This is a genomic window from Aeromonas ichthyocola (assembly GCF_046087985.1).
GTDB classification, from domain to species: domain Bacteria; phylum Pseudomonadota; class Gammaproteobacteria; order Enterobacterales; family Aeromonadaceae; genus Aeromonas; species Aeromonas rivipollensis.
Map to the genome: position 1 here is coordinate 33,779 of NZ_JBJSWH010000009.1, position 21,595 is coordinate 55,373.

15 protein-coding genes and 6 pseudogenes are annotated in these 21,595 nt (G+C 62.8%); 16 read left to right on the forward strand and 5 right to left on the reverse strand.

Annotated elements, in window-relative coordinates; genetic code table 11:
* Positions 1–2 precede the first annotated feature (2 nt).
* The 4 genes from pntB (at position 3) to ACF2JD_RS21075 (ending at position 6,061) form a co-directional block, all read left to right on the forward strand.
* The gene (gene pntB / locus ACF2JD_RS21060; protein WP_106885534.1) at positions 3–1,487 is read left to right on the forward strand and encodes a Re/Si-specific NAD(P)(+) transhydrogenase subunit beta; all 1,485 of its coding nucleotides are present in this window, start codon (positions 3–5) and stop codon (positions 1,485–1,487) included.
* 323 nt (positions 1,488–1,810) lie between these two features.
* The gene (locus ACF2JD_RS21065; protein WP_111910890.1) at positions 1,811–3,103 is read left to right on the forward strand and encodes an L-cysteine desulfidase family protein; all 1,293 of its coding nucleotides are present in this window, start codon (positions 1,811–1,813) and stop codon (positions 3,101–3,103) included.
* A gap of 156 nt (positions 3,104–3,259) precedes the next feature.
* A complete protein-coding gene (locus ACF2JD_RS21070; RefSeq protein WP_440988131.1) occupies positions 3,260–4,660 on the forward strand; it encodes a cation:dicarboxylate symporter family transporter in 1,401 nt (466 codons plus the stop codon).
* 72 nt (positions 4,661–4,732) lie between these two features.
* Positions 4,733–6,061, forward strand: coding sequence for a CoA-disulfide reductase (locus ACF2JD_RS21075; protein WP_440988132.1), 1,329 nt, complete (start codon positions 4,733–4,735; stop codon positions 6,059–6,061).
* 153 nt (positions 6,062–6,214) lie between these two features.
* On the opposite strand, the gene ACF2JD_RS21080 is transcribed toward ACF2JD_RS21075, so the two are convergent.
* A complete protein-coding gene (locus tag ACF2JD_RS21080) occupies positions 6,215–6,970 on the reverse strand; it encodes an outer membrane protein assembly factor BamD (RefSeq protein WP_163137524.1) in 756 nt (251 codons plus the stop codon).
* A gap of 116 nt (positions 6,971–7,086) precedes the next feature.
* On the opposite strand from ACF2JD_RS21080, the gene rluD reads away from it, so the two are divergent.
* From rluD to ACF2JD_RS21110, 6 genes are all read left to right on the forward strand, one after another.
* Complete coding sequence (gene rluD, locus ACF2JD_RS21085; protein WP_005324417.1) at positions 7,087–8,067, forward strand: 23S rRNA pseudouridine(1911/1915/1917) synthase RluD; 981 nt, start codon at positions 7,087–7,089, stop codon at positions 8,065–8,067.
* 109 nt (positions 8,068–8,176) lie between these two features.
* Positions 8,177–8,914 carry a peptidoglycan editing factor PgeF gene (gene pgeF, locus ACF2JD_RS21090; RefSeq protein WP_440988133.1) on the forward strand — a complete coding sequence of 246 codons (738 nt, stop codon included), beginning with the start codon at positions 8,177–8,179 and terminating at the stop codon, positions 8,912–8,914.
* 197 nt (positions 8,915–9,111) lie between these two features.
* Positions 9,112–11,688 (forward strand): ATP-dependent chaperone ClpB, encoded by a 2,577-nt coding sequence (clpB, locus tag ACF2JD_RS21095; protein WP_408848527.1) that lies wholly within the window; start codon positions 9,112–9,114, stop codon positions 11,686–11,688.
* Between the two features lie 60 nt (positions 11,689–11,748).
* Positions 11,749–12,570 carry an MBL fold metallo-hydrolase gene (locus tag ACF2JD_RS21100; RefSeq protein WP_440988134.1) on the forward strand — a complete coding sequence of 274 codons (822 nt, stop codon included), beginning with the start codon at positions 11,749–11,751 and terminating at the stop codon, positions 12,568–12,570.
* A gap of 211 nt (positions 12,571–12,781) precedes the next feature.
* Positions 12,782–13,405, forward strand: a complete 624-nt coding sequence (locus ACF2JD_RS21105) for a c-type cytochrome (protein WP_163137528.1) — start codon at positions 12,782–12,784, stop codon at positions 13,403–13,405.
* A complete protein-coding gene (locus ACF2JD_RS21110) occupies positions 13,402–14,316 on the forward strand; it encodes a c-type cytochrome (protein WP_111910898.1) in 915 nt (304 codons plus the stop codon). The genes ACF2JD_RS21105 and ACF2JD_RS21110 overlap by 4 nt, the downstream gene beginning before the upstream one ends.
* A gap of 273 nt (positions 14,317–14,589) precedes the next feature.
* On the opposite strand, the gene asnA is transcribed toward ACF2JD_RS21110, so the two are convergent.
* Positions 14,590–15,582 (reverse strand): aspartate--ammonia ligase, encoded by a 993-nt coding sequence (asnA, locus tag ACF2JD_RS21115; RefSeq protein ID WP_411668958.1) that lies wholly within the window; start codon positions 15,580–15,582, stop codon positions 14,590–14,592.
* A gap of 153 nt (positions 15,583–15,735) precedes the next feature.
* On the opposite strand from asnA, the gene asnC reads away from it, so the two are divergent.
* Positions 15,736–16,197: a transcriptional regulator AsnC gene (gene asnC / locus ACF2JD_RS21120; protein ID WP_005324409.1), complete on the forward strand. Its 462-nt coding sequence runs from the start codon at positions 15,736–15,738 to the stop codon at positions 16,195–16,197.
* A gap of 28 nt (positions 16,198–16,225) precedes the next feature.
* On the opposite strand, the pseudogene ACF2JD_RS21125 reads toward asnC, so the two are convergent.
* Positions 16,226–16,977: pseudogene (locus ACF2JD_RS21125) on the reverse strand (substrate-binding periplasmic protein); the annotation flags it as partial.
* Between the two features lie 82 nt (positions 16,978–17,059).
* On the opposite strand from ACF2JD_RS21125, the pseudogene ACF2JD_RS21130 reads away from it, so the two are divergent.
* Positions 17,060–17,586 (forward strand): annotated as a pseudogene (locus tag ACF2JD_RS21130) (DUF2301 domain-containing membrane protein); the annotation flags it as partial.
* A 3-nt stretch (positions 17,587–17,589) separates the two neighbouring features.
* On the opposite strand, the pseudogene ACF2JD_RS21135 reads toward ACF2JD_RS21130, so the two are convergent.
* Positions 17,590–17,989 (reverse strand): annotated as a pseudogene (locus ACF2JD_RS21135) (CBS domain-containing protein).
* Positions 17,990–18,145: 156 nt separating this feature from the next.
* On the opposite strand from ACF2JD_RS21135, the pseudogene ACF2JD_RS21140 reads away from it, so the two are divergent.
* A pseudogene (locus ACF2JD_RS21140) lies at positions 18,146–18,848 on the forward strand (SDR family oxidoreductase).
* Here the strand turns inward: ACF2JD_RS21140 and ACF2JD_RS21145 are convergent.
* Positions 18,777–19,357 (reverse strand): annotated as a pseudogene (locus tag ACF2JD_RS21145) (2-amino-4-hydroxy-6-hydroxymethyldihydropteridine diphosphokinase); the annotation flags it as partial. The pseudogenes ACF2JD_RS21140 and ACF2JD_RS21145 sit on opposite strands and share 72 nt — an antisense overlap.
* 122 nt (positions 19,358–19,479) lie before the next feature.
* Here ACF2JD_RS21145 and cydH point away from each other — a divergent pair.
* The 3 genes and pseudogenes from cydH to ACF2JD_RS21160 all read left to right on the forward strand — a co-directional run bounded on the left by cydH (position 19,480) and on the right by ACF2JD_RS21160 (position 21,594).
* Positions 19,480–19,572, forward strand: a complete 93-nt coding sequence (cydH, locus tag ACF2JD_RS21150; protein ID WP_111807323.1) for a cytochrome bd-I oxidase subunit CydH — start codon at positions 19,480–19,482, stop codon at positions 19,570–19,572.
* Between the two features lie 107 nt (positions 19,573–19,679).
* A pseudogene (locus ACF2JD_RS21155) lies at positions 19,680–21,076 on the forward strand (sensor histidine kinase).
* Between the two features lie 8 nt (positions 21,077–21,084).
* Positions 21,085–21,594, forward strand: a complete 510-nt coding sequence (locus tag ACF2JD_RS21160; protein ID WP_025328636.1) for a hypothetical protein — start codon at positions 21,085–21,087, stop codon at positions 21,592–21,594.
* Position 21,595: the final 1 nt, after the last annotated feature.

A 21,595-nucleotide genomic window follows, 5' to 3' on the forward strand; every position in this document is an offset into this window, starting at 1 on the left:
ACGTGTCTCAAGGACTGGTAACAGCATCCTATATCGTTGCCGCCGTGCTCTTCATCCTCAGTCTCGCGGGACTGTCGAAGCAAGAAACGGCCAAGCATGGCAACCTGTTCGGTATCGCGGGGATGGCCATCGCCCTGCTCGCCACCGTATTCAACCCGGAAACCAGTGGCGTGCACTGGATAGTCCTGGCCATGGTCATCGGCGGCGCCATCGGCGTGCGCCTGGCGCTCAAGGTCGAGATGACAGAGATGCCCGAGCTGGTGGCCGTGCTGCACAGCTTCGTGGGCATGGCGGCGGTGCTGGTGGGCTTCAACAGCTTCATCGACTTGCACCCCTCCGCACCCGCTGAGGTAGTCGTCTCCGTCGGCTCCAACCTGGATGCGACCCTGGCTGCTGCCCGGGCGGCGTTCGAGCAGGCGGCCAGCGTCGCCCAGGTCGAGCACCTCTCCGGCGCCATGCTGAACATCCACCTGGTGGAAGTCTTCCTGGGCGTCTTCATCGGTGCCGTGACCTTCACCGGTTCAGTAGTGGCGTTCGGCAAGCTGCGTGGCCTCATCTCTTCCAAGCCGCTGCAACTGCCCCATCGTCACAAGCTGAACCTGCTGGCCGTGGTGGTTTCGCTGGCGCTGATGATCCACTTCGTCAACGCCGGTGGCTCCACCTTCGCCCTGCTGGTGATGACCCTGATCGCCTTCGCCTTCGGCTGGCACCTGGTGGCCTCCATCGGCGGCGCCGACATGCCGGTGGTGGTCTCCATGCTGAACTCCTACTCAGGTTGGGCGGCGGCGGCGGCGGGCTTCATGCTCTCCAACGACCTGCTGATCGTGGTGGGTGCCCTGGTGGGTTCCTCCGGTGCCATCCTCTCTTACATCATGTGTAAGGCGATGAACCGCTCCTTCATCTCCGTCATCGCCGGTGGCTTCGGCTCCGACGGTGTGGCCTCCACGGCCGATCAGGAGATGGGCGAATACCGCGAGACCAACGCCGAAGATGTGGCCGACATGCTGAAGAACGCCAGCTCCGTCATCATCACCCCGGGCTACGGCATGGCGGTGGCGCAGGCCCAGTACCCGGTTGCCGAGATCACCCACAAGCTGCGCGAGCGCGGCGTCAAGGTGCGCTTCGGTATCCACCCGGTTGCCGGTCGTCTGCCTGGTCACATGAACGTGCTGCTGGCGGAAGCCAAGGTCCCGTATGACATAGTTCTGGAAATGGACGAGATCAACGAGGACTTCAGCGATACCGACGTGGTGCTGGTGATAGGTGCAAACGACACCGTCAACCCGGCCGCCATGGAAGATCCGGGCAGCCCCATCGCCGGCATGCCGGTGCTGGAAGTGTGGAAGGCGCAGAACGTCATCGGCTTCAAGCGCTCCATGAACACTGGCTACGCCGGTGTCCAGAACCCGCTGTTCTTCAAGGAGAACACCCAGATGCTGTTTGGCGATGCCAAGGCCAGCGTCGAGGCCATCCTGAAGGCGCTCTAAGCGTCGATGGGATGAGACAAGAGGAGGCTTCGGCCTCCTTTTTTATTGCCCGCTTTTCACGGGGCGCGGGCAAGACATTGATGGCAAAGGGCCCTGGCCGGGAGGGGAGATCTGCTACCGGCGGAAGGGCAGCAATCCGGTGACGTTGCCCTCGCTGGAAGGCATAATGGCGGCAAAAGGCGAGGGGGCTCAATTTTATTTGAGACTCGCGCCACTAGAATCAAATAAAGTGACATGGACGGGGTGGCCCGGCGGGCGGCCCTCCAGATAGAACCCATACCCCCATATGATGCCTGCGGCACAGTGAACCAGAGAAACCACAGATGAAAGCACAATGGACCGACTTTATTACTCTGCTCAAGCGTGAAGTGGTGCCGGCCCTGGGCTGCACCGAACCCATGTCGGTGGCGCTGGCCGCCGCCAACTGCCGCAAGCTGCTGGGGCAGGATCCGACCCGCATCAGCGTCTGGGTCAGCGGCAATCTGTTCAAGAATGGCATGGGGGTCGGGGTACCCGGCACCGGCATGATAGGCCTGCCGGTCGCCGCCGCCGTCGGCATCACGGGGGGCAACCCGGATGCGGGGCTGGAGGTGCTCAAGACCCTGACCCCGGAGCAGGTGGACGCCGCCAAGGCGCTGCTGCCCATCATCAAGGTGGACGTGAAGGATGTGCCTGATGTGCTCTACGCCGAGGTGCTTGCCGAGGCCGACGGTCACAGCGCCCGTGTGGTGATCTGCACGGATCACACCCGCATAGTGCTGCTGGAGAAGGATGGCGAGGTGCTGATGGAGCAGGACAGTGCCCCCGGTGTGCAGATCCAGCCCGCGAAATCCGACAAGCCCGCCATGACGCTGCGGGAGATAGTGGCCTTCGCCCTGGAGGCGCCACTGGCCGAGCTCGACTTCATCCGCGAGGCCGCCACCATGAACCAGGCGCTGGCGGATGAGGGGCTGCAGGGCTATGGCCTGCGCATCGGCAAGATCCTCACCGAGCAGGTGGAGCGCAAGCTGCTCTCGGACGATCTGATGACCTTGGCCATGCGCCTCTCTTCTGCCGCGTCGGACGCGCGGATGGACGGCGCCATGCTGCCCGCCATGTCCAACTCGGGCTCGGGCAACCAGGGCATAGCCGCCACCATGCCGGTGGTCGCCGCCGCCCGTTTCCTCAAGGCCGATGACGAGCAGCTGACCCGGGCACTGGTGATGAGCCACCTGGTGGCCATCTACATCAAGGCCTACCAGAACAAGCTGTCGGCCCTGTGCGCTGCCAGTACTGCCGCCATGGGCTCGGGCGCCGCCATCACCTGGCTGCTGGGCGGCCAGTTCGAGCAGATCAGCCACTGCATCAACAACATGATTGGCGACGTCTCCGGCATCATCTGCGACGGCGCCGGCAGCGCCTGCTCCATGAAGGTGTCCACCTCCACCTCGGCGGCGGTCAAGTCGTCGCTGATGGCCATCAACAACCTGCACGTGCCCCAGAGCGAGGGTATAGTCTCCGACGATGTGGACCAGACCATAGCGAACCTGGGTCGTCTCTCGAAACAGGGGATGCTGGACACCGACATAGAGATCATCAACATCATGCGGGCCAAGCAACAAGGCAAGGCTGGCTGATGAGGGGGGCGGCACTGGCCGCCCCCGGTTTTTGCAGAGATTGACGTCACCCCGAACGGGGGGCGTGCCGCCACGATGCGGCCAGTTTCGGGGCGAGGCGCAGGGTGCGCCCGTCCATCCATCTCGGGCCTCGCCCGTTTATTTTTGGGGAATATCATGACTCTTAACGTTATCGGTAATCTGGCCATCCTGGTCATGTTGCTGCTGTTTCTCTACCGCTTGCAGCAGACCCACGTCACCTTCACCCGCCGGGTCTTCTCCGGGCTGGGGCTGGGGGTCCTGTTCGGCTGGGCCTTGCAACTGCTGTACGGCGTCGGCTCCGAGGTACTGGTCCAGACCGGCGACTACCTGGATCTGGTCGGCAGCGGCTACGTGAAGCTGCTGCAGATGATCATCATCCCGCTCATCATGGTCTCCATCATAGGCGCCATCCTCAAGCTGAGCGGCGGCACGGCGCTCGGCAAGATCAGCGCCCTGACCATAGGGGTGCTGATCTTCACCACCATGATCGCCGCCGGGGCGGGCATACTGATGTCCAACCTGTTCGGCCTGAGTGCCGAGGGGTTGGTTGCCGGCGCGGCCGAGACGGCCCGTGGCGCGGCCCTGCAGACCAGCCTCGGCAGCGTCGAGAGCATGTCCCTCCCCAAGATGGTGCTGGAGTTCATCCCGGCCAACCCCTTCCTCGACATGACGGGGGCACGCAAGACCTCCACCATAGCCGTGGTGATCTTCTCCATCTTCATCGGCCTGTCCGCCACCGGCATCGCCCGCAAGCAGCCCGAGATCTTCGCCAGCTTCGAGCGCTTCATGCAGGTCGCCCACGCCATCGTCATGCGGATGGTGACCCTGGTGCTGCGCCTCACCCCCTATGGCGTGTTGGCGCTGATGGCCAAGGTGGTGTCCGGCTCCAACTACGCGGACATCATCAACCTGCTGAACTTCGTGCTGGCCTCTTACGGTGCCATCGCCATCATGTTCCTGGTGCACCTGCTGCTGGTGAGCCTGGTGGGCATCAACCCGCTGCGCTTCCTCAAGAAGATCATGCCGGTGCTTGCCTTCGCCTTCACCTCGCGCACCAGTGCGGGATCCATCCCGATGAACGTGCAGACCCAGACCCGGGCCCTCGGCATTCCGGCGGGCATAGCCAACTTCGCTGCCTCCTTCGGCGCCACCATAGGCCAGAACGGCTGTGCCGGTATCTACCCGGCCATGCTGGCGGTGATGATAGCGCCGACCGTGGGGGTCAATCCCCTGGATCCCGGCTTCATCATGACGCTCATCGCCATCATCACCGTCAGCTCCTTCGGGGTGGCCGGGGTCGGCGGCGGCGCCACCTTCGCGGCGCTGATCGTGCTCTCCGCCCTGGACTTCCCGGTGGCCCTGGCGGGCCTGCTCATCTCCATCGAGCCGCTCATCGACATGGGCCGCACCGCCCTCAACGTCTCCGGCTCCATCACGGCCGGCACCCTCACCAGCCGGCTGATGGGGCAGACCGACATGGCGGTCTTCAACGGCGATGCCGAGGTCAGCCTGGACGGGGAAGAGTCCGCGGTCTGACCGGATCTTATCTTCTGATTTGTTTATGAAAAGGGGAGGCGAGGCCTCCCCTGTCGTGACTGGAGTCAAGCTATGCGTATTGTGATCATCGGTGGCGAAGCCGCCGGCATGAGTGCGGCGGCCAAGGCGCGCCGTCTGGCCAAGGATGCCGAGATTGTGGTCTATGAGGCCTCCGAGGTGATCTCCTTCGGGGCCTGCGGTCTGCCCTACTTCGTGGGGGACGATTTCCAGGAGCCGGGCTACATGGCCGAGTTCACCCCCGAACAGTTCGCCGCCAAGGGGATCGAGGTCAAGACCGGTCACAGGGTGCTGAGCCTGGACGCGACTGCCCAGACCTTGCGGGTGGAGCACAAGGGCGACAGCTTCACCGATAGTTACGATCGGTTGATGATAGCCACCGGCGCCCGCGAGCAGATGCCGCCGATCCCCGGCCTGCAGCAGGATGGGGTGTTCGGGCTGCGCCGCATGAGCGATGGGCTGGCACTGAAGGCAGCGGTGCAGGATCCGCGCAGCAAGAAGGCGGTGGTGATCGGCTCCGGCTTTATCGGGCTGGAGGTGGTCGAGGCCCTGGTCCATCAGGGCAAGGAGGTGCGCCTCATCGAGCTGGCGGACAGGGTCATCCCCGATGCCTTCGACTCGGAGATCACCCAGCACATCGAGACCGAGCTGCGCGAGCAGGGGGTCTCTCTGCATCTGGGTGAGCGCGTCCAAGCCTTGCTGGGGGAGGGCAGGGTCAGTGGCGTGCGCACCGACCAGGGTGAGTACCAGGCCGATATAGTGGTGGTCTGCACCGGGGTCAGGCCCAACACCGAGTTCCTGGCCGACACCGGCATTGAGCGGCTCGGCAATGGCGCCATCAAGGTCGACCGTCAGGGCCGCAGCTCGCTGGCCAATGTCTGGTCGGCGGGGGATTGCGCCAGCGTCTGGCACAGCGTGAAGCGGCAGCAGGTCTATGTGCCGCTCGCCACCATAGCCAACAAGCTGGGACGCATGGTGGGGGAGAACCTGGCCGGCGCCGGCCAGGAGTTTCCGGGCACGCTGGGCTCTGCGGCGCTCAAGGTGCTGGGGCTGGAGGCGGGTCGTACCGGACTTTCTGAGAAAGAGGCCCAACAATTGGGCATCGACTACCGCACAGTGGTGATCAAGGACAAGTGCCACACCAACTACTGCCCGGGTCAGTCAGACATTCACGTCAAGCTGGTCTATGAGGCGGGCAGCAAGCGGCTGCTGGGGGGCCAGATCCTGGGTCGCAAGGGGGCGGTACACCGCATCGATGCCCTGGCGGTGGCCATCACCATGGGGGTGACCACGGATCAGCTCGGCATGCTGGACTTCGCCTATGCACCGCCCTTCTCCCGCACCTGGGACGTGCTCAACGTGGCGGGCAACGTAGCCAAGTAGCCGGACGCTCTCATGGCGGCACCTGCCCATGGGCTTGGGGCGTGCTCAACGTGGCCAAGCAGGGCAGGCATCCCGGGGCGTCAGTCATGGCGCCCGGATAGCGCCCATAAAAAAACCGATGCCTTGGCATCGGTTTTTTTGTTCCCGTCTTGCTCAGCCGCGGCCGAGGCGATTGTCCGGGTAGTTCTTGGCCAGCACTTCGCGGGCGTGGCGGGCCAGGGTCGGCATCTTCAGGGTATCGTAGGCGTTGACCATGATCTCCAGTGCCTTCTCTGTCTCGACGGTGTCGGGATAGGTTTCGACCACCAGCTTGGCGCGGTTGGCGGCGGCGATCAGGGCATCACGCTTCACGTAATACTCGGCCACCCCCAGATCGTAGCGGGCGAGGCGGGTCTTCAGACCGACCATGCGGGCACGGGCATCGGCCGCGTAGCTGCTGTTGGGGTAGCTCTGCAGCAGGGTCTTGAAGTCCTGGAAGGCCTGACGGGCGTAGGAGGGGTCCTTGTCGTCCCGATCTATGCCCAGGAAGTCCTGGAAGAAGTTGTAATCCGCCGCCATGTTGGTCAGACCGCGCATGTAGAACACGTAATCGATGTTCTTGTGCGCCGGATTGAGGCGGATGAAGCGGTCGATATTGGCGATCGCCTGAGCGGTATCATCCTGCTTGTAGTAGGCGTAGATGAGATCGAGCTGCACCTGGTTGGAGTAGGCGCCGAACGGGTAACGAGAGTCCAGCGCTTCCAGCAACTCGATGGCATTCAGGTAGTTGCCTGTGTCCAGTTTGAGACGGGCTTTCTGGTACAGAACTTCCGGCGGTTCGTCGGGAACCTTGGGTTTGGTGCTGGAACAGCCAGTGATCAGCGTAGCGACCAAGGCGAGCGACATCAGCAGGCGAGACTTCTTTCCCATCAACAACATCCGGTCCATTTCCACGAAATTGGCAAAGTATCCGTTATGCTTGGCTAAAAGAAAAGCTAGAATACCCGGATTATTTCGAATTGATACCCCCGCTCAAGAGACCATACATGAGCCAGCATATTGAACTGACAGGCGAATTTCAGGATCACCAATTCGGGCAGCGACTCGACCAGGCCCTGGCCGAATTGTTTCCAGACTACTCCAGAACCCGCATCAAGGAGTGGATTTTACAGGACAGAGTGACCCTGGACGGTCAGGTTGCCAATACCCCGCGCGAGAAAGTGGTGGCCGGGCAGCAGGTACATGTAGATGTCGAGTTGGAAGATGACACCCGCTGGGATGCTCAGAACATCGACCTCAACATCGTCTATGAAGATGAACACATTCTGGTGATCGACAAGCCGGCCGGCCTGGTGGTTCACCCGGGCGCCGGCACGCCGGATGGCACCATACTCAACGCCCTGCTGCACCGTTACCCCGGCATCGCCGAGGTACCCCGTGCCGGCATAGTGCACCGTCTGGATAAAGACACCACTGGCCTGATGGTGGTTGCCAAGACGATCCCGGCCCAGACCCATCTGGTGGAGGCGCTGCAGGCGCGTCAGATCACCCGTGAGTACGAAGCCGTCGCCATAGGTCACATGACCGCAGGCGGTACCGTGGATGCCCCCATCGGCCGTCACCCGACCCAGCGTACCCACATGGCTGTGGTGCCCAATGGCCGTCCTTCCGTGACCCACTACCGGGTGCACGAGAAGTTCCGTGGCCACACCCGTCTGCGTCTGCGTCTGGAGACCGGTCGTACTCACCAGATCCGTGTCCACATGGCTCACATCAAGCATCCGCTGGTGGGGGATCCCGCTTACGGTGGCCGTCTGCGCCTGCTGCGCAATGCGACTCCGGAGCTGACCCTGGCCCTGCGCAACTTTAACCGCCAGGCGCTGCACGCCACCATGCTGAAGCTGGCTCACCCCATCACCGGCGAAGTCATGGAGTGGCACTCTGCCACGCCGCAAGACATGCTGGATCTGATGGAAGTGCTGCGGGCTGATACGCTCGCCAACCCGGACGATTTGGTCTGGAGCTGATGCAATAGGGCCTGCGTCGGTTTCTGCCGCCGTCCGGCCCCAAGAGATGCCAAACGGGGTTCCCTTTCAGGAGCCCCGTTTTTATATCCGTGAATGGAAGGAGTCACAGATGAACTGGATTGAACCCGACTGGCCCGCTCCTGGCAATGTCAGGGCCCTGTCGACCACCCGGGATGGTGGCCTGAGCGAAGGGGTTTTCGCCGGTCTCAACCTGGGGGCCCATGTGGGGGACGAGCTGGCACGGGTCGAGGCCAACCGTGCCCGTCTGCAACAGGCGGCGCAGCTCCCCGGGCCCCTCAACTGGCTCAACCAGGTGCACGGCACCGCAGTCCACAGGGTCGGCAGCGACTATGAAAGGGCGCCGGACGCCGATGCGGCCTGCGCCCAGCAAGCCGGGCAGGCCTGCATAGTGATGACAGCCGACTGCCTGCCGGTGCTGTTTTGCGACCGGGCCGGCACAGTGGTGGCGGCCGCTCACGCCGGTTGGCGTGGGCTGAAGGAGGGTGTATTGGAGGCGAGTATCGCCGCCATGGGCTGCGAGCCGGGGGAGATCCTGGCCTGGCTAGGCCCCGCCATAGGCCCCACGGCGTTCGAAGTGGGTGGCGAGGTGCGCGAGGCCTTTATGGCGGAGCAGGCCGAAGCCGAATCCGCTTTCGTACCTTCAGTCAACGACGGGAAATGGCTGGCGGATATCTACCTGCTGGCCCGGCTGCGACTGGCTCGCGCCGGTGTGAACGCTGTCTATGGCGGCGAATTCTGCACCTTCGGCGACGGCGATCAGTTCTACTCTTATCGCCGCGACGGCCAGACCGGCCGGATGGCCTCCATCATCTGGTTGGCCCGCTAAGCGCCGGTCAAGCACCCGCCCGCTCCTCTCACGATCAAATCCGCGTGGGAGGGGCGGGGATCCGGCCCCCTCCCCGTTTTGCAGAAAAAATAACCAGCCCCAACCCTTGAAATAGCCCGTACGGGCCTCATCTACCTTGTCAGAAGATCATGTTGTTTGCCGCGCAAGCGGCGTGTCTGTTTCAAAGGGGGAGTGCAATGCGCCTCGATCGCCTGACCAGCAAATTCCAAGTCGCTATTTCCGATGCCCAGTCTCTCGCACTGGGTCGTGACCACCAATTCATCGAACCCGTCCACTTGATGACAGCCCTGCTCAATCAGGATGGCGGCTCCATCCGCCCGCTGCTGACCCTGACCGGGATGGACATCAATGCCCTGCGCTCCCGTCTCGGCGAGGAGCTCGACCGCCTGCCCAAGGTGAGCGGCGTCGAAGGGGACGTGCAACTTTCCAACGGCCTCGGTCGTCTGCTCAACGTCTGCGACAAGCTTGCCCAGCAGCGCAAGGATCAGTTCATCTCGTCCGAGCTGTTCGTGCTGGCGGCCCTCGACGAGAAGGGTAACCTGGGGGAGCTGCTGCGCGCCCAGGGCCTGACCAAGGAAAAACTCGAAGCCGCCATCGACAAGGTGCGTGGCGGCAAGAAGATCGATGATGCCAACGCCGAGGAGAACCGCCAGGCGCTGGAGAAGTACACCATAGACCTCACCGAGCGGGCCGAACTCGGCAAACTTGACCCCGTGATCGGCCGGGATGAAGAGATCCGCCGCACCATACAGGTGCTGCAGCGCCGTACCAAGAACAACCCCGTGCTGATCGGTGCCCCCGGTGTGGGCAAGACCGCCATCGTCGAGGGGTTGGCCCAGCGCATCATCAACGGTGAAGTGCCGGAGGGGCTCAAGAACAAGCGGGTGTTGTCCCTCGACATGGGGGCCCTGGTGGCCGGTGCCAAGTATCGCGGCGAGTTCGAGGAGCGGCTCAAGGCGGTGCTGAGCGATCTCGCCAAGGAGGAGGGCAATGTCATCCTCTTCGTGGACGAGCTGCACACCATGGTCGGCGCCGGCAAGGGCGAGGGGGCCATGGACGCGGGCAACATGCTCAAACCGGCCCTGGCGCGCGGTGAGCTGCACTGCGTCGGTGCCACCACCCTCGACGAATATCGCCAGTACGTGGAGAAAGACGCCGCCCTGGAGCGCCGCTTCCAGAAAGTGCTGGTGGAGGAGCCCTCGGTGGAGGACACCATCGCCATACTGCGCGGCCTTAAAGAACGCTACGAGCTGCACCACCATGTGCAGATCACAGACCCCGCCATAGTTGCGGCGGCCCAGCTGTCCCACCGCTACATCGCGGATCGCCAGCTGCCTGACAAGGCGATAGATCTCATCGACGAGGCGGCGGCCAGCATCCGGCTGCAGATCGACTCCAAGCCTGAGTCCCTGGACCGGCTGGAGCGGCGCATCATACAGCTCAAGCTGGAGCAGCAGGCGCTGATGAAGGAGGACGACGACGCCAGCCGCAAGCGGCTCGATCTGCTCAACCAGGAGCTGACCGAGAAGGAGCGGGAATACAACGAGCTGGAAGAGGTGTGGAAGGCCGAGAAGGCCGCCCTTGCCGGTACCCAGCACATCAAGGCCGCGCTGGAGCAGGCCCGTCAGGATCTCGAGGTGGCCCGCCGGGCCGGGGATCTCGGCCGCATGTCCGAGCTGCAATATGGCCGCATCCCCGAGCTGGAGAAACAGCTGGATCTCGCCACCCAGGCGGAGATGCAGGAGACCAGCCTGCTGCGCAACAGAGTCACCGACGTGGAGATCGCAGATGTCCTAGCGCGCTGGACCGGCATTCCGGTGGCGCGGATGCTGGAAGGGGAGCGGGACAAGCTGCTGCGGATGGAAGAGCAACTGCACAGCCGGGTGATCGGCCAGGAAGAGGCGGTGGACGCCGTCTCCAACGCCATCCGTCGCTCCCGCGCCGGGCTGTCCGATCCGAATCGCCCCATCGGCTCCTTCCTGTTCCTCGGGCCTACCGGGGTGGGCAAGACAGAGCTGTGCAAGGCGCTGGCGGAGTTCCTGTTCGATACCCAGGATGCCATGGTGCGCATCGACATGTCCGAGTTCATGGAGAAGCACAGCGTGGCGCGGCTGGTGGGGGCACCTCCGGGATACGTGGGCTACGAGGAGGGGGGTTATCTCACCGAGGCGGTACGCCGTCGCCCCTACTCGGTGATCCTGCTGGACGAGGTGGAGAAGGCGCACCCGGATGTGTTCAACATATTGTTGCAGGTGCTGGACGACGGTCGTCTGACCGATGGTCAGGGCCGCACCGTCGATTTCCGCAATACCGTGGTGATCATGACCTCCAACCTCGGCTCGGATCTGATCCAGGAGCACTACGCCGAGAAGGACTATGAGGAGATGAAGGCCCTGCTGATGGAGCTGCTGACCCGCAGCTTCCGCCCGGAGTTCATCAACCGGATCGACGAGACTGTGGTGTTCCACCCGCTGGACGAGGATCACATCAAGTCCATCGCCCGGATCCAGCTCAAGAGCCTGATGGGCCGTCTGGAGTCCCAGGGCTTCGAGGTGGAGGTGAGCGAGGAGCTGCTGACCAAGCTGGTCCACGCCGGTTTCGATCCCGTCTACGGGGCGCGACCCCTCAAGCGGGCTATCCAGCAGAAGGTGGAGAACCCGCTGGCCCAGGCGCTGCTCAGCGGCCGGGTCATCCCCGGCAAGAAGTTGCTGCTGGGTGCCGACAGCAACGGGCTCACCATGAGCCAGCCATGATGGTGTCATCGATGAAAAACGCAGGCCTCGTGCCTGCGTTTTGTTTTCAGGGTGATTGAGATGCTGACGTTTTCCGTCTTGGTGGATGATGATGTTCATCTACCCGGCTGCCTGCCTGAAAAGGGACTGTCGTTGCTGTTGGAGTGCGATGGCCTCAGGGTGCTGTTCGACAGCGGTCGGGGCCGGGCGCTGCGCCACAATGCCGAGGTGATGGGGGTCGATCTCGGTTCTCTCACCCAGGTGGTGCTGTCCCACGGTCATTACGATCATGTGGGCGGCATCGGCTCCCTGCCCCTATATCCCGATCCCATCCCGCTGATCGCCTGTCCGGATGTGTTCAATGAGCGGGGCTATTTCCTGCCGTTGCTGCCCCGACGCTACAACCTCTACCGCCTCTCGGGCGACCTGGATCCGCGACAACTGGCGACGAGAGGGCTGATCCCTCACTGTTCGGCCGAGCCGGTCTGGCTGTCCGAGCGACTGGTGTTTCTCGGGAGCATCGCGCGGCGCGACAAGGCGGCTCCTTCCCTGCTTGGCTACATATTGCGAGGTGGTCGAGTGGAGAAGGATCTTATCAGCGACGACTCGGCGCTGGCCTACAAGAGCGAGCAGGGTCTGATTGTCTTCATCGGCTGCGGCCACTCCGGGGTCGAAAACATCGTCCAGTGGGCCAAAGAGGTGTGTGGCGACGAGCGGGTGCATGCCGTCATAGGTGGCTTGCACCTGAAGTTTTCCGGCCCGCAACGGGCAGTTGCGCTGGGAACCTATCTGCAGGAGGAAGCGGTGGAGAAGCTGTTTGCCTGCCATTGCACCGGCAAGCGGAAGGTGGGGCTGCCAAGGCAAACCCAGATAGGGGCGGGCTTTGAACATGTGTTCCCGTGAGCCTGAGCGAGGTGGGAAGCTAGCCCAACCAGTACTGCGGCGGTGACGATGAGGCCATCGACCAGAACCACGCCGGCCCTCGGGCTGGCGTTTTTATTGTCGCAGCGTGTTGGCGTTAACATGGCGATAACTATTGGTCATCGAATTGTAGTGATAGGCTTCATACCATTAATGACGCCATTGTCATTGTCAGGAGAGGGAGCCTTTGCCGATGAGAACACGATTTTCGCTCATGTTGCTGTGCAGCAGCCTGGTGCCCCTGGCGGTGCAGGGGGAGCAAGCAACCCAGGATGTGCCCCAGATCTGCGCCACCTGCCACGGGATGAACGGCGTGCCCAAGGAGTCGAACATCCCCAATCTCTGGGGACAGTCGGAGGCCTACCTGACCGAGCAACTGCGTGCCTTTCGCAGCGGCAAACGGGTCAGCGATTTCATGAATCCCATCATCTACCAGTTGAGCGACGAGCAGATAGCCCGGGCGGCCAGCCATTTTGCCGGCCAGGCTGCCGCCAGGGAGGTGAGCCTGCACTGGAGCGGCGACAAGTGGCCCGGGGACATGGAGACGGGGGAGCGGCTGGCCCTGGCCGGCAAACCTGAGCGTAATCTGCCAGCCTGCGTGGCTTGCCATGGCCCGAGTGGCGTCGGCGTCATGCCCCTGTTTCCCCGTCTCGCCGGTCAGGATCCCGCCTACCTCAAGCGGCAGTTGATCTACTGGAAGGCCGACAAGCGCCCGCTCGGCGCCATGGGCTCCATGCCTGCCATCGCCAAGTCGCTCAGCGAGGCGGAAATGGACGCAGTGGCCAACTACTTCGCGGCGCAGGGGGTGGCGAAATGAAGCATGCATATCTGATGGCCTGCCTGCTGGCCGGTCTGGCTCATGGCGCCGCGTTCGAGGATCAGTTCAGCGTCCCGCTCGGGGAGAAGGCACCCGATGGCAACTACCACAAGGTGCCCGACTGGTCTGCCGTGCCGGAGGGGGAGATGGGCGCGGCCATCAAGCGTGGCTACAGCCTGTTCGTCAACACCCAGCAGCTCAAGGGGCAGGGCCAGCCGGGGAACGGCTTGCAGTGCAGCAACTGCCACCTGGGGGCCGGCATCATTGCCGGTGCCAGTCCGATGTGGGGGGCCTATCCGGCCTACCCCGCCTATCGCAAGAAGAACAACAAGGTGAACACCTATGAGGATCGGCTGCAAGGCTGCTTCCTCTATTCGATGAATGCCAGAGAGGGCCAGCCCCCCGCCTATGACAGTCAGGCGATCCGGGATCTGGTGGCCTACTCCTACTGGCTGGCGAGCGGTGCCCCCATCAGCGACAAGCTGCCCGGGCGCAACTTCTTCACCATCGCCACCCCTCCCCAGGCCCCCGATTTCAAGCGGGGCCAGAGCGTCTATGCCGAGCGCTGTGCCGATTGCCACGGCGGTGAGGGGGAGGGCAAGAAGGTGGCGGATCGCTATGTCTTCCCACCCCTGTGGGGCAAGGAGAGCTACAACTGGGGCGCGGGCATGCACGGCATCGACAAGGCGGCCGCCTTCATCAAGAGCAACATGCCGCTCTCCCAGGGGGGGAGTCTGAGCGATCAGCAGGCCTGGGATGTCTCCCTTTACATCAACAGCCACGAGCGCCCTCAGGATCCCAGGTTCAAGGGGGATCTCGGCCAGACCACCAAGGCGTTCCATGGCACCTACTCCCAGTACGGCTTGCCTTCCCCGGTGGATGGTCACCTGCTGGGCAGCAAGGCGTATTGAGGGCTGAGGCAGGACTGCAGAGGGGCTCAGGCCCCTTTTTTCATGGGCCACCGGGCCGCAGGCAAAAAAAACGGCAATCCGAAGATTGCCGGGAGGAATGTATTCGATGCGACCTTGCGTGGGTTGAGCGGGTCGCAGGGGCAAGCCCCGGTTTCGCAGCGGATCATCCAGGATGACCGTCCTGCTTACAGCCTGTCCGGACTGCGCTCTTTCAGTCCGCACCGCCACACACCTTCGGCATCCGGCATGGGTTGCCGGATGCCATCAATCTGCTTACAGCATGCCCGGGATGGCAGCCTTCATCTCGGATGGCCAGACACCGACTTGTACCTGGCCGATATGCTCTTTTTGCAGCAACAGCATGGCCAGACGGGATTGGCCTATGCCGCCGCCTATGGTTTGCGGCATCCGCTCCGCCAGCAGATCCTGGTGCCAGTCGTACTGCAGGCGATCCTCGTCCCCTGTGATGGCGAGCTGGCGGCGCAGGGCCTCGGCGTCCACCCGGATCCCCATGGAGGAGATCTCGAAGCTGTCTTCCAGCACAGGGTTCCACACCAGGATGTCACCGTTCAGACCCGCCAGACCCAGTTCGCTGTGGCTGCTCCAGTCGTCATAGTCAGGGGCGCGCACGTCGTGACGCTCACCGTGGGAGAGGGCGCCGCCGATGCCGATGAGGAAGACGGCTCCCAGCTCCTTGGCGATGGCCCGCTCGCGCCCCTTGGCATCGAGGTTCGGGTAGCGGGTCAGCAGCTCTTCACTGTGCAGGAACTGGATCTCGGCCGGCAGGAAGGGGGTCAGCTCGTGTTCGGCGCAGACCGCGCGCTCTGTGGCCTTGATGGCGGCCCAGATACCGCGCACCGTCTCCTGCAGATAGGCGAGATCCCGGCGCTCGCTTGGCATCACCTTCTCCCAGTCCCACTGATCCACATAGACGGAGTGGATGGGGGTGAGTCTGTCTTCGTCCGGGCGCAGGGCCTTCATGTGGGTGTAAATGCCTTCACCCGGGCCGAAGCCAAAGCGACCCAGGGTATGGCGCTTCCACTTGGCCAGGGAGTGCACCACCTCGTAGCTGTGTTCGGGTAGAGTCTTCACCTTCACTTGCACCGCATTCTCGTGGCCGGAGAGGTTGTCCTGAGTGCCATCACCGACCCGGCTCAGAATGGGGGCTTGCACCTCCATCAGACCCAGTTGCTGGGCGAGCTGGCGGGAGAACATCTCTTTGACGAAGCTGATCTGTTGTTGGCTGCGAATGTAGTGCTGTTTCATGGGAAATACCTGTTTCAAACCCGTTGGATGTGGCGATTCTTCAACAGATTGCGCACTAAATTCAATATTCGATAATAGAAATAGGCTTTACGTATTTTTTTGTTCAAAATATCCGGGTTTTTACTGAGATATCGTCAACGGGAGTGCAAAAAAGTGTCGGAAAATTATCGGATCGATAATCTCGATCAGGCCATCCTCACCGCCCTGATGGAGAATGCGCGCATTCCTTATGCCGAGCTGGCCAAACAGCTGGCGGTCAGCCCGGGCACCATTCATGTGCGGGTGGAGAAGATGAAGCAGGCGGGGATCATAGAGGGGACCCGGGTGCAGGTGAACGCGAAGAAGCTGGGTTACGACGTCTGCTGCTTTATCGGCATCAACCTCAAGAGCGCCAAGGATTACCCCTCGGCCCTGGCCAAGTTGCAGGCGTTGGACGAGGTGGTGGAGGCCTACTACACCACGGGCCACTACAGCATCTTCATGAAGGTGATGACCCGTTCCATCGACGAGTTGCAGACTGTGCTGATCCACAAGATCCAGACCATAGACGAGATCCAGTCCACCGAAACGCTCATTTCGTTGCAGAATCCGATCCTGCGGGATGTGAAACCCTGACCCCTTGATCAGGGTTCGATAGCCCTGAGGGGATGGCGTACTTGTCGTAGAGGGCCTTGAGGCGGCCGTGCGCTTCATGCGCAGCAGTTCGGCGTCGTAGGCCGCCATCAGGGCCGGGGTGGTGGCATCGGCCCGTGGCGCGGGTCCAGAGGTGTTGAAGTAGGCGCTGGTCTTGAGGGGTTTTGGCAGGTAGCCGAGCTTGCCCTCCAGCCCCTCTTCCCTTATCTGGGTGAAGGCGGTGACCAGGGACATGGGAACCAGATCGATGCGCCCGGCGATCAGCTTGCGCAGTTGCAGCTGGTTGATGGGGATCGCCTGGAAGCGATAGGCAGGATCGGCCATGGCCGCCGTGAGCTCGGGGGTGTAGGAGAAGTCCTTGGTGACACCGATGCGCCAGGGCTTGAGATCGGCCAGGGTCTGGTAGTGGATCTTGCTCATGTCGGCCTTGCGCACGAAGAAGTGCCAGCTGTGGCGGATATGGGCCTGCTGCGGGTAGAGCAGATAACTCTCCCGCTCCGCCTTGTAGGAGTGGGTCATCACCAGGTCGTAGGCGCCGGTTTCGGCGTTGCGGGTCAGGCGGGCGCCGGAGTCGGTCAGCTCGATGCGAAAGGGAATCTCCAGCTTGTCGAAGATGGCGGTGACTATGTCCATATCCAGTCCCGAGGTTTCTGATCGGCATCGAGATACTTGAGCGGGGGCTCCATGGTGCCGCAGATCACCAGCTCTTTGGCCTGCAGCCAGAGTGGAAACAGCAGAGCAAAACAGGGGGATCACACGCAAACCACGTCTCCTGAGCCCGGAAGATATTCGCAAGACCTGGGGTATATTGGATGGCACCTGCATCCGTTAGAAGCGACTGTTTATGGCAAACCCTGAAATAGAAAGCGCTGGATGGCATCGACAAGTTCTGTCTGCCTCTACCGCCTTGGCTTGAGTCTGGCAGCCTTGCTGCTGCTTTGCCGCGGGGCGGCGCTGCTGAGCGGGATGGCACTGCTCGCCGTCGAGCACTGGTTGATGTCGCTGGCCGTGGCAAGCGGGGTATGCGGCTTCTCGCTGCATATCTACGACAAGCGGATTCGCTTTGATTCTGCAGGGGCTGGCCTGGGGCGCACTGGCCCTGGCTGCGTGCGGGGCACCGGATGCGCTGGTGCTGGGAGCGGCGTTGGTGACCCTCTCCGGGCTGGCGTTCAAGGAGCAGTTTTGCTTCGCCATTCCCGGCATCAAGCTGCTGCCCTATTGCTGCCGGCGTTATGGCTGCTGGAGTGGTTGCGGGTGGAGTGGGCCGCCGCACTGGTGGCGCTGGTCTGCGGGGCCCTGTTGACCTTGCTGGCGCTGGCCAAGTGGCGGATGCCCCTGCACTTCGATATCGGTGACAAGGGGCGTTACCAGAGCTTAGGTCTGCTGGCACACCTTCATCTGCTGGTTGAGGGCCTGCATCACCTGACGGCGGCTGATGATGCCGATCACCTTGCCCTGTTGCAGCACCGGGTAGATCTTGGGCTTGGCGTCGGCCATCTGGCGGGCCAGATCCAGAATGCTGTCATCCGGCCCGACCGAGAGGGGCGAGCGGTTCATCAGATCCTCCACCCGGGTGCGGGTATCGCAGTGATAGCTGCCGGTGAGCAGGCTGGGATGCAGTCCTGCTCGGAAAGAAAGCCGATAAGCCGTTTCTGCTCATCCAGCACCGGCAGGCCGCCAAGACCCGATTGATGCAAGCGATCGAGCGCCTCGGCCAGGCCGAGTCCGGCAGGGAGTGGGTCAGGCGACCCATGTGGTGGTGTACTTTCAGCATGGTGGTGACTCCGCAAGAGGGGGATGCCGCCACTATGACGCCCTGGGTGGCCCGCGACCAATGGCTTGTGCCGCAGGGATTGATAGGCACAAGCCATCGGCGGTGATCCGCTGGCAGGCGGGCTTCGTTCATGCAAGACCATGAAAGGGAGAGGTTATGCGTGCATTGGTAACGGGCTGCGGCCGTCGACTCGGATTTATCTGTGTGAACAGCTGGTGGCGGCGGGTTGGCAGGTGACGGGCAGCTATCGCAGCGAGCGGCCGGAGCTGGCCACGCTGGCGGGCACTGGGGGTCGAGCTGGTGCAGGCGGATTTTGGTCGGGAAGAGGACGTTGGCAAGCTGATCGATGTGCTGGCGACCCATCAGGATCTGGCGCTGGTGATCCACAACGCCTCGGCCTTCGAGCCGCAGGCAACGGATCCGGCGGCGCAACTGGCCCAGTTCGAGCAGTTCTACCGGGTACACATGGCGGCGCCATTTCAGCTGAATCGCGCGCTGGCACCCAAGCTGGCAGGCAATCCCAACGCCAGCATCATCCACATCACCGACATCTATATTCACGCCCCGGCGCCCCAGTTCGCCGCCTATGTGGCCACCAAGGCCGGGGCGCATTCGCTGGCCATGAGCTTTGCCCGGGAGCTGGCGCCCGCGGTGCGGGTCAACACCATAGAGCCCGGCCCCATCCTGTTTCTCGACGAGCATGACGAGGCATGGCGCCAGCAGGTGCTGGCGAAGACGCCGCTGGCGCGGGAGGGGGGCTGGAGCCCATCTGGCAGGCGGTGCAGCTTTGATGGGGAACAGTTATGTGACGGGGGCCAGCATCAAGGTGGATGGCGGGCGCGCGCTGGCCACTCTCTGAAGATTTGCCAAGCACCAGCGGCTCCAGCCCGACCTGCCGGGTCAGCAAGCCTTTGCCGGGTTTGAGCTTGCCCGACGGGGCAGGGCTGCGTCAGCTCTGCAGCGCCACCTTGCTGGTTTGCAGTCATGCACCTCGCCATGGCCGTAGAGCTCGGCCAGCAGCTCCGCCAGATAGGCATCGACCTCTGCCGAGGCAAAGTCACCGCTCTGTTGCTGGCCAGAATATCGATGTCGAGCGGCCGATCATGCACCTTGCAGAGCGGATCGCTGCGATCCCGGCCGTGAGCTACCTCGAGGGCGACAAAGTGCTGCTTGAGGCGGGCGGCATCGAGCGGGCTCTCCACCACCAGCAGGCAGTTGAGAAAGTCGTGGCTGGAGTGCATTCCCACCGGCTTGGTGCGGATCACCGAGCTCAGCCGCAGGGGCCGACGTTCGCAAGCAGCTCGGCCACGGCCTGGCTGACATGCTATGGGGGTCAATATTGGATCCAATGCTACACAGATAGAACATGTTCCATTCCTTAGGTTGGGCTCATCTGAAATGTATACGCAGCTCACGGTTATCGGATTAACTATGCTTAACATTGTCTTATCTATTGTGATCCGGCTCTGATTGGCAGAAAGGAGGTTTGCATGAGTGTGGAGCTGAAATGGGCGCTGTTGACCGCCTCGGGCGCGCTGGCGATGATCCTGATAATCTGTCTGGCGTCCGTCGCGTTGGCGTGAATCACCACAATCCAGAGTGCAACCAAACCGGCCCTGTTGGCCGGTTTTGTTTTTTGGGGCGGTGCGGATATGCTGGCCCACCCATGAAGAATGCAAGAGAAGAGATGATGACCAAGGTTCGCCCACGCTCCCTGCTGCAGGTGGTATTGATGGGCTTCGTGCTGGTGTTGATGCCCCTGGGCGGCATGATCTGGCACGACAGCCCTCCCTGCCCACCTCAGTCAGCTGACCAGCGACGAGATGGAGCGGGCGGTGCAAGGATACCCGCCGCGACCTGCTGACCACCCAAGCCATCGATCTGGAGCGCACCTTGCGCCGCTATGCGGTGCTGGGGGATGAGCCGCATCCTCACCAGTTATCAGCAGCAGCTCGGCGGGTATCGCAGCCTGCTGGCCGCTAGGCAACTCCATCACCGACGGCCAGCTTTACAGCGGGCTCGAGCAGGGCTGGCCTGGCTCGACAGCCTGCAGGATGCTGCGCTGGCCAAGGCGGAGGCAAACAGCCCCAACTTGACCCAGTTCAACGATGCCAACAGCAGCTGGAAGTGGTCACCCGCAGCCGGGTTGACGAACACATGGATGCGGTGCAGCTCATCGCCATCGCCGGACTGACCAGCGAGCTCTGGTGGGTGAGCGGCTTCGTGGCGGGGCTCAGCCTGTTGCTGGTGCTGATGTTTACCTACCTCATCATCCACCCCGTGCGTCAGATTGAGTCGCGGATCCTGAGCCTGGGCGCCGGTGTCGAGCCGGACAAACGCCCGGTGGATGGCCCCGCCGAACTGGTGCTGCTGGGAGAGCGGATCGGCTGGCTGCACGACAAGCTCAAGGAGCTGGAACAGCAGAAGTACCAGTTCCTGCGCCATGTATCCCACGAGCTGAAGACGCCCCTCGCCGTGCTGCGGGAGGGGGCGGATCTGCTCTCCGAACAACTGGTGGGGCCGCTCAACGGGGATCAGCAGGAGATCTGCCAGATGCTGGAGGAGAACAGCCGTCGGTTGCAGACCCTGATCGAGCGCCTGCTCGACTTCAACCGCCTCAGTCAGCAGGAGGTGTTCAGCCTGACGGCGGTACCGCTGGCTCCCTTGTTGTCAGAATTGTCTGCGGAGTACCGGCTGGCGCTGGAATCCAAACAAATCAGTGTACACTTGCCGCCCGAGCCCATCAGCCTGCAGGCCGAGCCTTATCGTCTGCGCCTCATCCTCGACAACCTGTTTTCCAACGCGGTCAGTTATGGCGCCAAGGGTGGCCAGATCTGGATCCGTGCCGGCCAGGATGCCAACGGCAGCTGGCTGGAGGTGGCCAACGAAGGGCCCGTCATCCCGCCAAACGAGCGGGAGCGGATCTTCGAGCCCTTCGAGCAGGGCAGCATAGTGCGCCAGGGGTTGTTGAAAGGATCCGGAATGGGCCTCTCCATTGCCCGCGAGTCGGCGATGAGTCTGGGGGGCGAGCTTAAATTAATTGAGGATAAACAGGCTGATGTCTGTTTCCGGTTGGATCTTAAGTGAAATTCAAGATGAAACGATTCGTTGTACCCGTATTGATGATAAGCCTGCTCTCAGGCTGCTCCCTGCTGCCATCGCGCAGCCTGACCGAGCCCTCGGAGCAGGTCCTCGCCAAGCGGATGGAGTTCGCCAATAAGGAGATGCAGGTGCGCCTGCAATACTCGGACTGGCTGCTGGCCAGCCGCCCCCAGCAGCGGGCGCAGGAGCGCGAGCGGCTGGCCGGTGCCACCGATCTCGAGAGCCGGGTCAGCCTGGCCATGGTCAACACCCATCCGTCCGAGTCGGTAGCGAGCCGCCGGGCCGGGCTGGATCGGCTCAAGGCCCTGCTGCCTGAGCTCGGCCTGGATGCCCAGGCCTTCCTGCGCAGTTGGATAGCCCTCGGCGAGGAGCTGCTGGCCCGTGACAGCCGCCGCGACGATCAGAGCCAGGAGGTGCAGCGTCTGCGCCGCCAGATAGAGCAGCTCTCCGCCATCGACGAACAGCTCAACCAGCGCAAGCTCAATGGGGGCGCCCAGCCATGAC

What these genes read in the sequence shown, in the direction of transcription:
- ACF2JD_RS21070 (WP_440988131.1), top strand. Translation starts at nt 3,260, where the DNA reads ATGACTCTTAACGTTATCGGTAATCTGGCCATCCTGGTCATGTTGCTG.
- ACF2JD_RS21100 (WP_440988134.1), top strand. Translation starts at nt 11,749, where the DNA reads ATGCTGACGTTTTCCGTCTTGGTGGATGATGATGTTCATCTACCCGGC.
- ACF2JD_RS21160 (WP_025328636.1), top strand. Translation starts at nt 21,085, where the DNA reads ATGAAACGATTCGTTGTACCCGTATTGATGATAAGCCTGCTCTCAGGC.
- clpB (WP_408848527.1), top strand. Translation starts at nt 9,112, where the DNA reads ATGCGCCTCGATCGCCTGACCAGCAAATTCCAAGTCGCTATTTCCGAT.
- ACF2JD_RS21080 (WP_163137524.1), bottom strand. Translation starts at nt 6,970, where the DNA reads ATGGGAAAGAAGTCTCGCCTGCTGATGTCGCTCGCCTTGGTCGCTACG.
- asnA (WP_411668958.1), bottom strand. Translation starts at nt 15,582, where the DNA reads ATGAAACAGCACTACATTCGCAGCCAACAACAGATCAGCTTCGTCAAA.
- rluD (WP_005324417.1), top strand. Translation starts at nt 7,087, where the DNA reads ATGAGCCAGCATATTGAACTGACAGGCGAATTTCAGGATCACCAATTC.
- ACF2JD_RS21110 (WP_111910898.1), top strand. Translation starts at nt 13,402, where the DNA reads ATGAAGCATGCATATCTGATGGCCTGCCTGCTGGCCGGTCTGGCTCAT.
- pgeF (WP_440988133.1), top strand. Translation starts at nt 8,177, where the DNA reads ATGAACTGGATTGAACCCGACTGGCCCGCTCCTGGCAATGTCAGGGCC.
- ACF2JD_RS21065 (WP_111910890.1), top strand. Translation starts at nt 1,811, where the DNA reads ATGAAAGCACAATGGACCGACTTTATTACTCTGCTCAAGCGTGAAGTG.
- cydH (WP_111807323.1), top strand. Translation starts at nt 19,480, where the DNA reads ATGAGTGTGGAGCTGAAATGGGCGCTGTTGACCGCCTCGGGCGCGCTG.
- ACF2JD_RS21075 (WP_440988132.1), top strand. Translation starts at nt 4,733, where the DNA reads ATGCGTATTGTGATCATCGGTGGCGAAGCCGCCGGCATGAGTGCGGCG.
- ACF2JD_RS21105 (WP_163137528.1), top strand. Translation starts at nt 12,782, where the DNA reads ATGAGAACACGATTTTCGCTCATGTTGCTGTGCAGCAGCCTGGTGCCC.